The sequence below is a fragment of the Microbacterium sp. 01T413_2 genome, from assembly GCF_056398985.1.
Map to the genome: position 1 here is coordinate 34,158 of NZ_JBFTQL010000012.1, position 14,968 is coordinate 49,125.

At 69.2% G+C, this 14,968-nt stretch carries 15 protein-coding genes; 6 read left to right on the top strand and 9 right to left on the bottom strand.

Features of this window, described 5'->3' with window-relative positions:
* The first annotated feature begins 434 nt into the window (after positions 1 to 434).
* Both AC1DMN_RS08545 and AC1DMN_RS08550 read left to right on the top strand, forming a co-directional pair.
* Positions 435 to 1,175 (top strand): energy-coupling factor transporter transmembrane component T family protein, encoded by a 741-nt coding sequence (locus AC1DMN_RS08545; RefSeq protein WP_477230348.1) that lies wholly within the window; start codon positions 435 to 437, stop codon positions 1,173 to 1,175.
* 85 nt (positions 1,176 to 1,260) lie between these two features.
* Positions 1,261 to 2,136, top strand: a complete 876-nt coding sequence (locus AC1DMN_RS08550; protein ID WP_477229733.1) for a siderophore-interacting protein — start codon at positions 1,261 to 1,263, stop codon at positions 2,134 to 2,136.
* A gap of 98 nt (positions 2,137 to 2,234) precedes the next feature.
* Here AC1DMN_RS08550 and AC1DMN_RS08555 read toward each other — a convergent pair whose 3' ends face one another.
* From AC1DMN_RS08555 to AC1DMN_RS08585, 7 genes are all read right to left on the bottom strand, one after another.
* Positions 2,235 to 2,999: an ABC transporter permease gene (locus AC1DMN_RS08555; protein WP_477229734.1), complete on the bottom strand. Its 765-nt coding sequence runs from the start codon at positions 2,997 to 2,999 to the stop codon at positions 2,235 to 2,237.
* A complete protein-coding gene (locus tag AC1DMN_RS08560) occupies positions 2,996 to 3,814 on the bottom strand; it encodes an ABC transporter ATP-binding protein (protein ID WP_440733140.1) in 819 nt (272 codons plus the stop codon). The genes AC1DMN_RS08555 and AC1DMN_RS08560 overlap by 4 nt, the downstream gene beginning before the upstream one ends.
* A gap of 2 nt (positions 3,815 to 3,816) precedes the next feature.
* Positions 3,817 to 4,182, bottom strand: coding sequence for a DUF1048 domain-containing protein (locus AC1DMN_RS08565; RefSeq protein WP_477229735.1), 366 nt, complete (start codon positions 4,180 to 4,182; stop codon positions 3,817 to 3,819).
* 1 nt (position 4,183) lies between these two features.
* The gene (locus tag AC1DMN_RS08570) at positions 4,184 to 4,540 is read right to left on the bottom strand and encodes a PadR family transcriptional regulator (RefSeq protein ID WP_440733138.1); all 357 of its coding nucleotides are present in this window, start codon (positions 4,538 to 4,540) and stop codon (positions 4,184 to 4,186) included.
* Between the two features lie 195 nt (positions 4,541 to 4,735).
* A complete protein-coding gene (locus AC1DMN_RS08575; protein ID WP_477229736.1) occupies positions 4,736 to 5,185 on the bottom strand; it encodes a hypothetical protein in 450 nt (149 codons plus the stop codon).
* A gap of 152 nt (positions 5,186 to 5,337) precedes the next feature.
* Complete coding sequence (locus AC1DMN_RS08580; protein WP_441977335.1) at positions 5,338 to 6,501, bottom strand: acyl-CoA dehydrogenase family protein; 1,164 nt, start codon at positions 6,499 to 6,501, stop codon at positions 5,338 to 5,340.
* 209 nt (positions 6,502 to 6,710) lie between these two features.
* Positions 6,711 to 7,670, bottom strand: coding sequence for a M15 family metallopeptidase (locus tag AC1DMN_RS08585; RefSeq protein ID WP_441977336.1), 960 nt, complete (start codon positions 7,668 to 7,670; stop codon positions 6,711 to 6,713).
* A gap of 97 nt (positions 7,671 to 7,767) precedes the next feature.
* Here AC1DMN_RS08585 and AC1DMN_RS08590 point away from each other — a divergent pair, with 97 nt between their 5' ends.
* Positions 7,768 to 8,808 (top strand): Rv2578c family radical SAM protein, encoded by a 1,041-nt coding sequence (locus AC1DMN_RS08590; RefSeq protein WP_477229737.1) that lies wholly within the window; start codon positions 7,768 to 7,770, stop codon positions 8,806 to 8,808.
* 82 nt (positions 8,809 to 8,890) lie between these two features.
* Here AC1DMN_RS08590 and AC1DMN_RS08595 read toward each other — a convergent pair whose 3' ends face one another.
* The gene (locus AC1DMN_RS08595) at positions 8,891 to 9,724 is read right to left on the bottom strand and encodes an aggregation-promoting factor C-terminal-like domain-containing protein (RefSeq protein ID WP_477384094.1); all 834 of its coding nucleotides are present in this window, start codon (positions 9,722 to 9,724) and stop codon (positions 8,891 to 8,893) included.
* A 241-nt stretch (positions 9,725 to 9,965) separates the two neighbouring features.
* Between AC1DMN_RS08595 and AC1DMN_RS08600 the strand changes: the two genes are divergently transcribed.
* Positions 9,966 to 10,442 (top strand): GNAT family N-acetyltransferase, encoded by a 477-nt coding sequence (locus AC1DMN_RS08600; protein ID WP_441977338.1) that lies wholly within the window; start codon positions 9,966 to 9,968, stop codon positions 10,440 to 10,442.
* 119 nt (positions 10,443 to 10,561) lie between these two features.
* Here the strand turns inward: AC1DMN_RS08600 and AC1DMN_RS08605 are convergent, their stop codons facing one another.
* On the bottom strand, positions 10,562 to 12,784 hold the full coding sequence (locus AC1DMN_RS08605) for a DEAD/DEAH box helicase (RefSeq protein WP_477229738.1): 2,223 nt from the start codon (positions 12,782 to 12,784) through the stop codon (positions 10,562 to 10,564).
* A 281-nt stretch (positions 12,785 to 13,065) separates the two neighbouring features.
* Between AC1DMN_RS08605 and AC1DMN_RS08610 the strand changes: the two genes are divergently transcribed.
* Both AC1DMN_RS08610 and AC1DMN_RS08615 read left to right on the top strand, forming a co-directional pair.
* Positions 13,066 to 13,968, top strand: a complete 903-nt coding sequence (locus tag AC1DMN_RS08610; protein ID WP_441977340.1) for an aldose 1-epimerase family protein — start codon at positions 13,066 to 13,068, stop codon at positions 13,966 to 13,968.
* Positions 13,969 to 14,052: 84 nt separating this feature from the next.
* Positions 14,053 to 14,808 carry an IclR family transcriptional regulator gene (locus tag AC1DMN_RS08615; protein ID WP_440733129.1) on the top strand — a complete coding sequence of 252 codons (756 nt, stop codon included), beginning with the start codon at positions 14,053 to 14,055 and terminating at the stop codon, positions 14,806 to 14,808.
* The last annotated feature ends 160 nt before the right edge of the window (positions 14,809 to 14,968 follow it).

Below are 14,968 nucleotides of genomic sequence, written 5' to 3' on the forward strand. Positions count from 1 at the left end.
CGATCGTGCTCGTGACGCACGACCTCGACCTGGTGGTGCGGCACACGACCCATACGGTGCTCGTCGAAGACGGTGCGGTCGCCGCCGCCGGCCCCACCCCGGCGCTCGTGCGCGATGGCCTGATCCCGCTCCCGACGGCGTACGCGGCGGTCCCGCCAGCGCTGCGCGGACTGCTCAACGACGAGCGCGCTGTCTCATCGGTCGTGGCCGACGAGACCGGCACTGCCTCGCGCCCGCTGGACGCGAGGCGGGCGCATCGGGTATCCGACGCAAGCCTCGGCTCCGACACTTCGTCATCTCCTGCGTCACGTGCTGATCCGCGGGACGACGTGCTCCCGGACCCGAATCCGCCTGTCACCGCGGGCGTCGCGGACACGCCTCCGAACCCGCCGGATCCATACGCCGAGCAGCCGTCGGCACCGGCGCGCGCCTGGCTGCACGGCCTGAACCCGCTCGCCAAGCTCGGAGCGTTGCTGCCCGCGATGGCGCTGCTGCTGTTCGTGCGGGACCTCGCGACGCCGGTCGCATTCCTGGTGCTCGCCTACATGGTGCTGTTGACGGGCGCGCGACTGACCGCGCGGATCTGGGCGGTGCTGCTGCTCGCGATCCCCGCGGGGATCCTCGTGCTGGGGCTGTCCATGGCGCTGTGGACGGATCCGGCACAGGTCGCCGCGACCCCCGCCGTGCTGCAGATCGGCGCATGGCAGCTGCACGCCGGCGCGCTCGAGGCCGGGTTCGCGACGGGACTGCGGCTGGCGGCGATCCTCGCGCTCTCGCTCATCTCCGGCCTCACCACGACCGGGCCGGACGTGGTGCGTGCGGGCGTGCAGCAGCTGCGGATCCCGTACCGGATCGGCTACACGGCGCTCGCGGCGTATCGGTTCGTGCCGCGCTTCGGCTACGAGCTGAGCGTGATCCGTGCGGCGCACCGGGTGCGCGGCACGCACGGCGGGCGCGGGCCGTTCGCCCGGATCGCGCGCGGCTGGGGGTACATCGTGCCGCTGCTGGCGAGCGCGATCCGGCATGCCGAGCGAGTGGCGCTGGCCATGGACTCGCGCGCCTTCGGCGCGCATCCCACCCGCACCGAGCGGCACGAGGTGCCGTTCCGCGCGCGCGACGTCGTCTTCCTGGTCCTGATGCTCGCCGCCACCGCGGCTCTCCTGATCCTGACGTGATCCGGATTCAAAGCGCGCAAATGGCTCCATGCACCGCGATTTCGGAGCCATTTGTGCACTTCGAAACACAGATGAAAGGTTTCCGATGGCATACAGCAAGATGGTCAAGCCGGCCTCGGCCGGGCTCGTCCCCCTCACCGTGCTGCGGACCGAGCGGCTCGCCCCGCACTGGATCCGCGTCACCCTCGGCGGCGGCGAGATCGAACGGTTCACGCCGATGGGCTTCGACCAGTGGTTCCGGCTCTTCCTGCCTGTCGGCGGCGAGGCGGCGCTGAGCCGAGTGCCGGCCAAGGCCAACCACACCCTGGGGTACCTGAAGTTCCTCCGGATCCCCGACGGCGTGCGCCCGGTCATGCGCAACTACAGCGTGCGCGCGTTCCGCCCTGCCGCGGCCGAGGCCGGGGCAGAGCTCGACGTGGACTTCGTGCTGCACGGCTCCGCCGCCGACGGCACCGCGGGCCCGGCCTCACGGTGGGCCGAGACCTGCCGTCCGGGCGAGCACGTGCTCGTGATCGATGAGGGCCTCACCTTCAACCCCGAGCGCGGCACGGACCGGGTGGTGCTCGTCGGCGATGAGACTGCTCTGCCCGCGATCGCCGGGATCTGCGCGTCGCTGCCCACGGATGCGACCGGATCCGTGCTGCTCGAGGCGCCGTCCGCGGAGGACGCGCTGGACTTCCCGCATCCCGACGGCATCGACGTGCAGTGGTTCGTGCGCGCGCCCTCCGACCGGCCCGGCGTGCTCGCTCTGGCGGCACTGCGCAATCTGGCTCTCCCCGAGGCGCCGTTCCACGCCTATGCCGCGGGCGAGCAGGCGCTGGCTTCCGGTGCGCGCAAGCTTCTGGTCGGCGAGCGCGGCGTCGACAAGGGTCAGGTCAGCTTCTGCGGCTACTGGCGGATCGGCTCGTCCTCTCCCGCCTCCCGCGCGGCGCGCGAGACGGCGGCGGAACCGCTGGGCTGATCCCGCCCGAACCGCCTCGAACCGCCTCCGGGCGCACGGGGCGCCGAAGGCGGTTCGATCCGGTTCGGACCGGCGACGAGCTCATGAGACGAGCGCGCTCAGCTGATCTTCTTCCGATAGATGGCGATCGCGAAGCCGTAGGCGACCACGAGGATCCCGACCATCCAGGCGAGGGCGATCCAGATGCTGGATCCCACCGGCTGCTCGTTGAAAAGCGCGCGGATGGTGTTCACGATCGACGTCACCGGCTGGTACTCGGCGAACCAGGCCACCGGACCCGGCATCGATGAGGTGGGCACGAACGCCGAGCTGATGAACGGCAGGAAGATGAGCGGGTAGCTGAACGCGCTCGCGCCGTCCACCGTCTTGGCGCTCAGGCCCGCGATCACGGCCAGCCAGGTCAGCGAGAGGGTGAACAGGATGAGGATGCCGGCGATCGCCAGCCACGCCCCGACGGATGCGCCGGTGCGGAAGCCCATCGCGAACGCGACGCCGACCACGATCGCCACCGAGACGATGTTGGCGACCAGCGAGGTGAGCACGTGTGCCCAGAGCACGCTCGAACGCGCGATCGGCATGGACTGGAACCGCTCGAAGATGCCGCCCTGCAGGTCGAGGAACAGCCGGTACGAGGTGTACGCGATGCCGGAGGCGATCGTGATGAGCAGGATGCCCGGCAGCATGTAGTCGATGTACGACTGGTCGGATCCGGTGTGGATCGCCCCGCCGAGGACATAGACGAACAGCAGCATGAGCGCGATCGGGGTCACTGCGGTGGTGATGATCGTGTCGGGGCTGCGCAGGATGTGCTTGAGCGAACGGCCGGTGAGCGTGCCGGTGTCGCTGAGGACGTGGCTGGTCATTTCACTGCCTCCTTCTTGGTGTCAGGCCCTTCGACGGGCTCAGGGGCCGGGCCCGCGGACGGGCCGACCAGGGCGAGGAAGACCTCCTCGAGAGTGGGCTGCTTCTCGACGTACTCGACCTTCGCCTGCGGCAGGAGGCGCTTGAGCTCGGCGAGCGTGCCGTTCTGGATGATGGTGCCCTCGTGCAGGATCGCGATCCGGTCGGCCAGCTGCTCCGCCTCGTCGAGGTACTGCGTGGTGAGCAGCACGGTGGTGCCGCCCTTCGCGAGCTCCTTGACGGTGTCCCAGACCTCGATCCGCGCCTGCGGGTCGAGGCCCGTGGTCGGCTCGTCGAGGAAGATCACCGGCGGATTGCCGATCAGGCTCATCGCGATGTCGAGCCGGCGCCGCATGCCGCCGGAGTAGGTGCCCGCACGGCGTCCGCCGGCGTCGGTGAGCGAGAACCTGGCGAGCAGATCGTCGGCCACGGATCCCGGATCCTTCAGGTGCCGCAGCTTCGCGACGAGCACGAGGTTCTCGCGGCCGGTGAGGATCTCATCGACCGCGGCGAACTGGCCGGTGAGGCTGATCGCGTCGCGCACGTCGTTCGGTGCCGAGGCGACGTCGACGCCGTGCACGGTCGCGGATCCGCCATCGGCCTTCAGCAGCGTCGACAGGATCCGCACCAGCGTGGTCTTGCCGGCGCCGTTCGAGCCGAGCAGGGCGAAGATGCTGCCSCGCTCGACCTCGAAGTCGACGCCGCGCAGGACCTGCAGGTCCTTGAACGCCTTGGTGACGCCCTGCACGCGGATCGCGGGGGCGGTGAGGGTGGTCATGGTCACTTCTCCTTCCGGGCGGCGTCGTCGACCGCCTTGTTGAGGCGGGTGCGCTCCTTGTCGAGCCACACCTTGCCGTTGTAAGCGCGGGCGAACGTCTCGGCGAACTCGGCCGGGTCGTGGCCCACGATGTCGCGCACCGGCGTGCCGTCGGCCGCCGCGCGCTCCCAGAGGTCGGCGAGGTCGCTGAGCATCGTCACCATGACGTCGCCGTCGGTGATGCCGCCGGCAATCATCAGGTAGCGGTCCGTGGCCTTGGCGACCGTGCCGTAGGGCTCGGGAAGGGCCTCGATGCGGGCCTTGTACTGGCGGTACTGCTTCTTCTGTTCGAGGGACCCGGTGAGGGCTTCGATCCACTTGGCGGCCATGTCAGGCTCCTTCATTCGTGTCGGTCGTGCTGCTGTCGGTGTGGCGGAGCTGTTCGATGTGCTCTGCGAGGAAGCTCCAGGTCCTCCAGAACTCGGCGAGCTGATCCCGCCCCTGCGTGTTGAGCGAGTACACCTTGCGCGGCGGACCCTTTTCGGACGGGACCTTCTCGACATCCACGAGGCCCCTCTGCTCGATCCGCACCAGCAGCGCGTAGACCGTGCCCTCCGCGATGTCGGAGAAGCCTCCGTCCCGCAGCCGCGTGGTGATCTCGTATCCATAAGCCGATCGCTCGGCCAGGATCGCCAGGACGATCCCCTCGAGAGTGCCCTTGAGCATCTCGGTCATCTGACTCGCCATCGCGATCGCCTCCTTCTTCTACTCAGTGATGTTGACTACCGGTAGACAGTAACACTGAGTACCGGTACATAGCAACACTGAATACCAATCTTTTTCAACCAGCCTTCGACGGCTGAAGGACACCGGTCGAGAGACGGAGAACGCCCTCGGATCCGAGGATCCGGGGGCGTCGATACCGACCGTCGAGACTCGCGCTCAGACCCAGTCATCGGCATGCAGCTGGCGCACGCCGCGATCATGCAAGAAGAACTGCGCCCGCAGCGGAAGCCCGAGCGCCGCCGCCCGACGTCGCATCGCCCGCGCCCAGATCCGGACGTCATCCTCCTCGCCACCCACGACGTCGCCGCCCGGCCGCTCCCACACCAGCACGACCGCGGCGTTGCCGGTGAGCTCCCAGAGCAGGCCCATTCGATGCGCGAGCAGCTGCGCCTGGCCGATCTCGCCGAGGTCTTCCACGACCACGGTCTCGAGCGGATCGCTCGGGTAGTCGGCCATGGGCATGATGGGCTCGCCGAGCCGGCCTCTCCCGTCGATGAAGAGCAGCCACATCTGCCGCTGGTTCGCCTGCTGGAGCAGCAGCTCCAGCGCATCGCGAAGGTCATCGTCGCTTTCGAGCACCTGCTCGCGCAGTGATTCAGGATTCATGCCGCCCAGCCTGGCGAGACGGCACTGCGCCTGCGGGCCTGTTCGCGCAACCGGTGCGGAACTCCGCGCGCGCCCCGCCTGTGCAGGACGATCACCGAAAGAACGCCCCCGGATCCGGAGATCCGAGGGCGTTCCTTTCACGCGTCAGGCGATCAGCGCTTGCCAGCGATCTGACGTCCGACGAGATCGCGCATGATCTCGTTGGTGCCGCCGTAGATGCGGTGCACGCGGGCGTCGGTGAAGGCCTTCGCGATCGGGTACTCCATGATGTAGCCGTAGCCGCCGTGCAACTGCACGCCCATGTCGAGCACCTCCCACTCGCGCTCGGTCGTCCAGAACTTGACCTTCGCGGCGTCCTCGGCCGACAGCTTGCTGTCCTTGTAGGCGAGCAGTGCGCGGTCGACGTACGCCCACATCACCTCGGTGGTGGTGACCATGTCGGCGAGGCGGAAGCGGGTGTTCTGGAAGTCGGCGATGCGCTCTCCGAACGCCTCGCGATCCTTCGTGTAGGCGATGGTCCAGTTCGTCGCCGCCTCAGCCGCAGCCGCCGCGGCGACGCCGATCGACAGGCGCTCGAGCGGCAGGTTCATCATCAGCTGGATGAAACCCTGCCCCTCCTTGCCGCTGATGAGGTTCTCCTCGGGGATGAACACGTCGGTGAAGCTGAGCTCTGCCGTGTCCCAGCCGTGGAAGCCCATCTTGCTGAGCTTCTTGCCCTGGTCGAAGCCCTCCATGCCCTTCTCGACGATCAGCAGGCTGAAGGCGTCGGGACGGTTGCCCTCACCGGTCTTGACGAAGGTCACGACGATGTCCGCCGTGGTCCCCGACGAGATGAACGTCTTGGCGCCGTTGAGGATGTAGCCGCCGTCGACCCTCTTCGCATTGGTCTTGATGCCGCGCAGGTCGGAGCCGGCACCCGGATCGGTCATCGCGAGCGCACCGAGCACCTCGCCGGTCGCCATGCGCGGCAGCCACTTCGCCTTCTGCTCCGGTGTGCCCATGTGCACGAGGTAGGGGACGGCCAGATCGTCCTGGATCCCGAACGCGCCGGCGAGCGATCCCGCACCGGCCGCGATGACCTCTTCCATCACGATGGTGCGGAAGCGGTAGTCCTGCAGCATCCCGGCGCCGCCGAACTCCTCGGGCACGGAGAGCCCGATCAGTCCAGCCTCGCCCGCCGCGAGCATGGTCGCGCGGTCGATCTCGCCGGCCGCCTCCCAGCGCTCGATGGCCTCGTTCGTGACGTGGCGCTTGATGAAGTCCTTGACCAGGTCGCGGAATGCCTCGTGGTCCTCGTCGTAGATGTCGCGTTCCATCGCGCTCCTCCAGATCGTGTGTGCGTCTTCGCTCTCGCGATCCTATGCGGAAAATCGCGGATCTCGGCGCAAATTGTGGGAATGCATCCCACTGATGGTGAGACTCGGTGTCACGATTTGTGCGATCGCTCCAGCGGCGCCGAGGGGCGCTGGAGGCCCGCCTTCGCCGACGCGCGAACAGGCGCGGCAACGCAGACCGACGATGCCGATCAGCCCAGGTACGCGGGAGCTGCGGCGAGCCCGAAGAACTGCTCGAGCGTGACGTAGCCCCCGTCGTGATACGCCGTCGCGAGGGGTACGCCGATGTAGCGGAGGTGCCAGGGCTCGGGATCGTATCCGGTCACCGGTGTCTGGCCGGCGACGTAGCGGACGATGAAGCCGTACTGCCAGCCGTTCGCGGCGACCCACGCGCCGGCCGACGTGCTGCCGAAGGAGTCGATGTCGCCGCAGCCACCCGCGCACGAGACCACATCGGCGGCGAGGCCGGTCTGATGCTCGCTGTGGCCGGGGCGGGCGGAGAGGGCATCGCCCTGCGCCTGGCCGAATTGAGCGATCTGCCCCGAGTACGTCTGCACCTGGGTGTCGTACGAGCGATAGCCGCTGGCGAGCGCGATCGAGCCGACGCCTGCCGCATCCGCCGCGGCGGAGAGCTGGTCCAGGGCGTGCGCCGTGTCGGAGCGCAGCGATCCCGCTCCGTCGACGGAGAGCGCAGGATCACCGAGGGAAGTCGGCGCGTAGGTCACCGGGTTGAGCGGCCGGGTCTTGTTCACCACGACCCAGTCCCGGCTCGGGTCGGCCAGGTCGATGCACGGGGCGTTGCCTGCGGCGACCGCGTCCCGGAACGCCGCGCCGCCGCCGAATGCCGTCACCACGGCGTCGTCGCCGCCGGACGCCAGCGCCTGCTGCACGCCAGCTTGCGCGCAGGGGTTCGCCGCCGGCGTCGCGTGCAGCTGCACGGACGGGAGACTCGTGGCAGCCTCGGGCATCGTGATCCCGGCCGGCTTCGGATCCGCCGCGGCGTGCCCACCAGGGCCGGCCTTGGCCGAGCCGTCCGCAAGCGCCCAGAGCGCACCGATCAGCGCGACCGCCAGCCCGAGGATGACGAACAGCCGGAACGTCACTCGCGGATCCATGCGGCGCGCGCGAGTCGGGTGCCGCGGGTCTGCCACGGGTCCATTCTCACCGGCGGACCTGGACATCCGCGACATTCGAAGTTTTTGACGATCTCTTCTTGACTCTTTATCGTTGTTATGTTCGAATATTGCTATGAGGTGGCAAGGGCAAAGGGTCGACGAGACGGACGCGCAGGCGCTGCCCGGCATGGAGAACCGCACGGGGTTCCTCCGCACCGTGACGACGCCGGAGTTCGCGGGCATGACGTTCCACGAAGTTCTCGCGAAGTCGGCGCTGAACCATGTACCCGGCCCCTCGAAGATGCCGTTCGACTGGACCGTCAACCCGTACCGGGGATGCAGTCATGCGTGCGTCTACTGCTTCGCCCGKGGGACGCACACCTATCTCGAYYTGGACGCGGGRCGSGAYTTCGACTCGCAGATCGTGGTCAAGGTGAACGTGGTSGAGACGCTCGAGAAGGAGCTGCGCCGCGGATCCTGGAAGCACGAGACGGTCGCGCTCGGCACGAACACSGATCCATACCAGCGCGCGGAGGGGCGTTACCGGCTGATGCCGGGGATCATCCGCGCACTGGCCGATTCCGGGACGCCGTTCTCGGTGCTCACCAAAGGCACACTGATCCGCCGCGACATCCCGGTGCTCGTGGAGGCCGCCGCCCGGGTGCCTGTGGACGTGCAGCTGTCGATCGCGATGTTCGATGAGACGTTGCGCGAGGCGATCGAGCACGGGGCGCCGTCCACGCAGGCGCGGCTCGACACGGTGCGTGCGCTCAGCGATGCCGGATTCCGGGTCGGGGTGTTCCTGATGCCGATCCTGCCGCACCTCACCGACTCGGTGAACGCGATCGACGACGCACTGCGACGCATCAAGGAGTCCGGCGCCGACCACGTCATCTACGGGGCACTGCACCTGAGGCAGGGCGTGAAGCCCTGGTTCCTGCAGTGGCTGTCGCAGCACCGGCCCGATCTGCTGTCGTCCTACCGTGTGCTGTATCGCGGATCCGCGGCCGAGGCGCCGAAGGACTATCGCCGGTGGCTCGCACGGCGAGTCAAGCCACTGATCCGGATGCACGGGCTGGAGGCGCTGCACTCCGACGATCGCCCGGCGCGGGGCAGCAGAACGGCTCCGGAGCGCGCAGTGCGCGCCCCGGAGCCGTTATCGACCCTGTTCTGACCACGGCGCCGGCTCAGAGCGGCGCCATGGTCAGAGCCGCGGCGAACTCAGGGCCGTACCGAACCGGCAGGTGGAACCGGGCTCAGTACCAATTCGTGGCCTGCGAGTGACCCCAGGCCGAGCACGGGGTGCCGTAGACGCTGGAGATGTAGCCGAGGCCCCACTTGATCTGCGTGGTGGCGTTGGTCTCCCAGTCATCGCCCGCGCTGGCCATCTTGCCCCCGGGCAGCGCCTGCGGGATGCCGGTCGCGCCGGACGGGTTGTAGGCCTGATAGTTCCAGCCGGACTCCTTGTTCCACAGCGAGTTCAGGCACTGGAACTGGTCATCGCCCCAGCCGTAGTCACTGGCCATGATCTGCTGCGCGGCGGCGCGGGCGCCGTCCGGAGTGTTCGCCGCGGCCTGCGCCTCGGCGGCGGCCTGAGCGGCAGCGGCGGCCGCAGCAGCCGCGGCATCCGCCGCCTGCTTCTGTGCGACGGCGTTGTTCAGGTTGGTGCGGACCTCGGCGACCTGCGACTCGACCTTCTCGGAGTAGTCGGCGACGGCCACGGCGAGCGCGGTGTGCACAGAGCCCTTGTGCGATGCCGCGTCCGACAGCACCTCGTGCGCCGAAGTCAGGCCGGTCGCGTCGACGAGCTTGCGCGCCTGGCCGAGATCGAGGCCCGAGGCCTTCACATCGGCGTTCACGGWGGCSGCGTCSGYCATCGCGGTCTTGGCGGTRTCGAGMGCCGCRCGCACCTGCRCCYGCTGGTTGTAGGCGGTCACRTCGTCGACCTGCGCCAGGGCCGGAGAGGCGGCGGCGACGGTCGGGGCGACGAGCACGGCACCGCCGACGACGAGGGCGCCGAGCACGGCCGTCGCGCTCACGATGGCGACGGTCTTACTGCGGGCAGAGCGGAAGAACGGGTTTCTTGACATGACGAAGTAACGATCCTTGAAGTCTTCAGCGCCGCTCGGGTAGCGACGTCAACGCCTCGGGTCGGGCGTACAAGGTAACGATCCTGCATCACTGTCCCTGGGAGCCCACCGAGGATCCCGGGATCCTGCAGAATATTTTGTCCGAATTCTCAGGTTTCGATTTCGTCGCCGATCTCCTCCGACGACCCGCCCCTCGGGCCGCTCGTTCCGTGGTGTCGGAGGTTGCGAGTAGCGTCGCGGGATGGTCACGCTTCGCCCCTGGCAGCCCGAGGACCGGCCGTTGCTCGACGCCTTCAACACGCCCGCGATGACGGCGCACCTCGTCGCGACCGAGAGCGCGGAGGAACTGGAGCAGCGGCATCTCCGTTACCTGAAGGACGACCTGCCCGGGCGCATGCTCGTGATCGTCGACGGATCCGAATCCGTGGGAACGATCGGCTACTGGGAGACCCTCGAGGGCGGTGAGGTCGTCTGGGAGACCGGCTGGGGAGTGCTCCCCGCATACCAGGGCCGCGGCTTCGCGGGGCTGGCGCTCCAGGAGCTCCTCGCCATCGTCCGCGACGACGGCCGGCACGACGAGATCCACGCCTACCCCTCCGTCGACAATGAGCCCTCGAACGCGCTCTGCCGCCGTGCGGGGTTCACGCTGCGCGCGACCCGGCGGTTCCCGTTCCGTGGCGAGGAGCTGCTCAGCAACGACTGGGCACTCGCGCTCTGACACGTTCCCCGGCTGGGCCCCCGGGTGCACGGAAGGGCCGGGAGTGCGGCTCCGGAATCATCCGGACCCGGTGCTCCCGGCCCTTGCATGTGATGGCGCGGCGCGCGGCCGCGCGGCGCTCAGGACGTGAGGCCTGCCGCCGACGGCATGCGACCGGCGATCTCCTCGATGACGTCGTCGCCGAGGCGCGCCTCCTCGAAGGGAGCATCGATCTCGGCACGGTTCAGCAGTTCGGTCATGCGGCGACCGCGCGGGCGGGTGATCAGGGTCACGACGCGTCCTGCGTTGCCGGCACGGCCGGTGCGGCCGGAGCGGTGCAGGTACGTCTTGTACTCGTCGGGCGCATCGGCCTGCACGACCAGGTCGATGTCGTCGACGTGGATGCCGCGCGCGGCGACGTCGGTCGCCACGAGCACGTTCACCCGGCCGGAGGTGAGCTTCTGCAGGTTGCGCGTGCGCTTGGCCTGGTTCAGGTCGCCGTGCAGCGAGACCGCGGGGATCCCGGCATCCTCGAACTGCTCGGCGAGCTGCTCAGCGAAGGCGCGAGTGCGAGAGAAGACGAGCGTGCGTCCGTCGCGGTCGACCAGCGAGGCGAGGATCTCCGCCTTGTCCCGGTGCTCGATCACGAGCACGCGGTGCTCGATCGTGCCGGAGTCCTGCGTCTCACCGGCCACCTCGAACACGGCCGGGTCCACGAGGAACTCGTCCACGAGCGCGGCGACYTCGCGGTCCAGCGTGGCCGAGAACAGCAGCTTCTGGCTGCCCTCCCCCGTCGCGCGGAGGATCCGCTGCACCGGCTCGACGAACCCGAGCTCGCACATGTGGTCGGCCTCGTCGAGCACGGCGATCCGCACGTCGGAGAGGTCGAGCTTGCCCTGGTTGATCAGGTCCTCGATGCGGCCGGGCGTGCCGATCACGATGTCGACGCCCTTCTTCAGCGCGCCGACCTGGCGCGCCTGGGGCACGCCGCCGTAGATCTGCGTGGTGAACAGGCCGACGCTGCGCGCGATCGGCTGCACGGTGCGGTCGATCTGCAGCGCGAGCTCACGCGTCGGAGCGAGGATGATCGCCTGCGGCGCACGACCGAACTCGCGCTTCTTGCCCTTCTGCGCCTTCAGGATGCTCTCCACGAGAGGAGCGCCGAATGCGATGGTCTTGCCGGATCCGGTGCGCCCGCGGGCGAGCACGTCGCGCCCCTCGAGCACGGCGGGAATGGAGGCCGCCTGGATCGGGAACGGCGTCGCCGCGCCCATGTTCGTCAGCACCTCGACGATGTTCGATCCGAGTCCGAGATCGCCGAAGGTCACGTCCGCGACTTCTTCGGCCTTCACGGTCTGCGCCTCGAGGCGCTCGTGCACCACATCCTCGACCTGCTCGTGCTTCGGACCGCGATCCGCGGTGCGGTTCCAGTCGCTGCGGCTCGGTCCGTCGGTACGGCGAGGGCGGTCGTCCCGACGCGGACGATCGTCGCGGCTCGGGCGCTCGGTGCGGTCGAAGCGCGGGCGCTCGGCCCGATCGTCCCGGCGGGCGCGGTCATCACGGTCGAACCGCGGGCGGTCGAACGACGGGCGACCCGCGCGGTCGTCGCGCTGCGGGCGGTCGCTGCGAGTGCGGTCGTCGCGGTCATAGCGTGGGCGGTCGTCCCGCTGCGGACGATCGCTCCGGTCGAAACGCGGACGGTCATCACGCTGCGGACGATCGCTCCGGTCAAACCGCGGACGGTCATCACGCTGCGGACGATCGCTCCGGTCAAACCGCGGACGGTCATCACGCTGCGGACGGTCGTTCCGGTCGAAACGCGGACGCTCGGTCCGCCCGGCACGGTCGTCGTACCGGGGACGGTCATTCCGGTCGAACCGCGGACGGTCATCAGGCTGCGGACGCTCGTCGCGGTCGAACCGCGGACGCTCGGTCCGGCCGGCGCGATCGTCGTACCGCGGGCGGTCGTCGCGACGGGAACGGTCGTCCCGGTCGAAGCGGGGGCGGTCATCCCGGCGGTGCGGTGCGTCGATGCGTCCCGATTCGGCGCGGTTGCGGATCGAGCGCGACTCGTCGCGGCCGGCGCGCTCCTGCGCAGACCAACGCTGCTTCGGCGCACGCTCGCCCGCCGCCGGCTCGGGGCGGTAGCCGCGGTGGCTCGGGGAGCGGCTGCCGGGACGCGAGTCCACGCGCCGGTCGTCGCGGGCCGGACGGGCATCGCGATCGAATCCGCCGCGGCCGGACTCGCCGTCGCGGGCGGGGCGCCCCTGGTTGTGGCGATCGTGGAAGGAGGTCTTCTTCGCGTAACGCGGCTCGAAGTTCGCCGAGGGGCGTCCACCCTTGGGCTTGTGGTTCTTGGGCACGGGTATGTCCTTTGTCTGGTTCTCGCACGAGAACAGCACCCCGCCGCCCTCGTAGGGCGCGGGGAAACCCGGGCAGTCGTCGGCCGGGGGCCATTCATGTGATGGATGAAGCGCTCGGCGATGTCCGCCGAACTCACCATCGGCCCCTGGGCTCACACGTTCGCACACATCCGCGCCCGACGGGGATCCCGTGGGGCTGCGGTTGCCCGAAGCCGACGCTTCCACTCTACCGGATTCACCTGGGAACCCGCCCGGCGCCCCTGCCGCTCTACGATGGCGGCATGACCACTCCGACCGGCGTCCAGGTCCACCTCGAGGCGGACGGCGTCCGCGCGCAGATCTCGCAGGTCGGCGCTTCCCTCCGGCACCTCGTCGTCGGCGACACCACGGTCGTCCCGCCCTACCCCGATGACCGTCCGGCTCCCTCCTGCTCCGGTGTCGTTCTCGTCCCGTGGCCCAACCGGATCCGCGACGGCATCTGGGTCGACGGCGACGAGACCCGCGCGCTCGCGATCACCGAGCCGAAGCTGAACAACGCGATCCACGGACTGCTGCGCTACACGGCCTACGAGATCGCCGAGCAGAGCGACGCGAGCGTGCTGCTGCGCGCGAACGTGGTGCCGCAGATCGGCTATCCCTACCTGCTGGAGACGAGTGTGCGTTACACACTCGGCCCCGACGGCGTCACCGCCGAGCACACGATCGTGAACCGCTCCGAGGCTCCGGCCCCGGTCGCACTGGGAACGCACCCCTTTCTCACCGTCTCGGGAGCGGATCCCAAACAGCTCCTCCTGCGCATCCCCGCCGAGACGTTCTTCGAGACCGACGACCGGCTGCTGCCGATCGGCGAATCTCCCGTGTCCGACGGCACCGACCTGCGCGCGCCCCGGCGCCTCGCCGACGTGCAGCTCGACACCGGCTTCGCCACGCTCCATCGTGAAGAGGATGGGCGCGTGCGCAGCACGTTGACCGCCCCCGACGGTCGCGTGGTCACGCTCTGGCAGGGCCCGGGGCTGGACTACCTGCAGGCGTACACGAGCACGAGCTATCCGGGACAAGAGCTCGTGGTCGCCCTCGAGCCGATGTCCGCCCCCGCCGAGGCGTTCAACTCGGGCCGCGGTCTGCGCCGTCTCGCGCCCGGTGAGACCTGGAGGGTGCAGTGGGGTGTGACCCTCACCGCCTGAGCGCATCGCGTGGGATACTCTGCTCGGGAATCATCTTTCCGGCATGCGGATAATCGCGCCCGGATCTCGAAGGAGAGGATCCGCATGGCCGCTGAGAGTTCCACCGGCGTCAAGTCGGTCTCGCGCGTCTTCGATCTGCTCGAGCTCATCGCCGATGCCGGTGGCGATGCCACGATCAGCCAGCTGTCGACCGCCGCCGAGTTGCCGCTGCCCACGATCCACCGCCTCCTGCGCACCCTGGTCGCGGAGGGCTACGCGCGCCAGCTCGCCAACCGCCGCTACGCCCTGGGACCCAAGCTCGTGCGCCTGGGCGAGGTCGCGAACCGCCAGTTCGGCCTGATGGCTATGCCGCAGCTCAAGTCGCTCGTCGCGCGCCTCGGCGAGACCGCGAACCTGGCCACGATCGACGGCGACAGTGTTGTCTACGTCTCGCAGGCTCCGTCCCCGCATGCGATGCGCATGTTCACCGAGGTGGGCGGCCGTGCGCCGCTGCACTCCACGAGCGTCGGCAAGGCGATCCTCGCGCAGCTCGACGACGACCAGGTGCGCGAGATCATCGCCCGCGCGGGCATGCCGCATTCCACTCCGCGCTCGCTCGAGACGATCGACGCACTGCTCGCGGACCTCGCGCTGAGCCGCGAGCGCGGCTACGCGGTCGATGATGGCGAGCACGAGGTCGGCGTGCGCTGCTTCGCGATGGCGGTGCCGAACATGCCGGTGCTCACCGCGGTCTCGATCTCTGGTCCGATGTCGCGCGTCGGCGAGGACTTCGCCGAGCAGGCGATCCCGGTGCTGCGCGAGGTCGTGGCCGACATCTCGGCCGTGACGAACGCGATCTGAGCGCCAACGGGTCGTCGCGCTTCGGCGCGCCGCGCCTTGACGGATGCCGATCCGTCGTCTTAGGCTGTCGATGTTTTCGGAACACGGTTTCCGTATATCGGAAACAGCGCGAATCTACTGGCGGTAAGGCCAAGGCGACGACGCCTGACCACACAGCGTT

Excerpts from the sequence above, each read along its gene's own strand:
- AC1DMN_RS08600 (WP_441977338.1), top strand. The coding sequence starts at position 9,966 with ATGGTCACGCTTCGCCCCTGGCAGCCCGAGGACCGGCCGTTGCTCGAC.
- AC1DMN_RS08580 (WP_441977335.1), bottom strand. The coding sequence starts at position 6,501 with ATGGAACGCGACATCTACGACGAGGACCACGAGGCATTCCGCGACCTG.
- AC1DMN_RS08565 (WP_477229735.1), bottom strand. The coding sequence starts at position 4,182 with ATGGCCGCCAAGTGGATCGAAGCCCTCACCGGGTCCCTCGAACAGAAG.
- AC1DMN_RS08570 (WP_440733138.1), bottom strand. The coding sequence starts at position 4,540 with ATGGCGAGTCAGATGACCGAGATGCTCAAGGGCACTCTCGAGGGGATC.
- AC1DMN_RS08610 (WP_441977340.1), top strand. The coding sequence starts at position 13,066 with ATGACCACTCCGACCGGCGTCCAGGTCCACCTCGAGGCGGACGGCGTC.
- AC1DMN_RS08555 (WP_477229734.1), bottom strand. The coding sequence starts at position 2,999 with ATGACCAGCCACGTCCTCAGCGACACCGGCACGCTCACCGGCCGTTCG.
- AC1DMN_RS08550 (WP_477229733.1), top strand. The coding sequence starts at position 1,261 with ATGGCATACAGCAAGATGGTCAAGCCGGCCTCGGCCGGGCTCGTCCCC.
- AC1DMN_RS08615 (WP_440733129.1), top strand. The coding sequence starts at position 14,053 with ATGGCCGCTGAGAGTTCCACCGGCGTCAAGTCGGTCTCGCGCGTCTTC.
- AC1DMN_RS08575 (WP_477229736.1), bottom strand. The coding sequence starts at position 5,185 with ATGAATCCTGAATCACTGCGCGAGCAGGTGCTCGAAAGCGACGATGAC.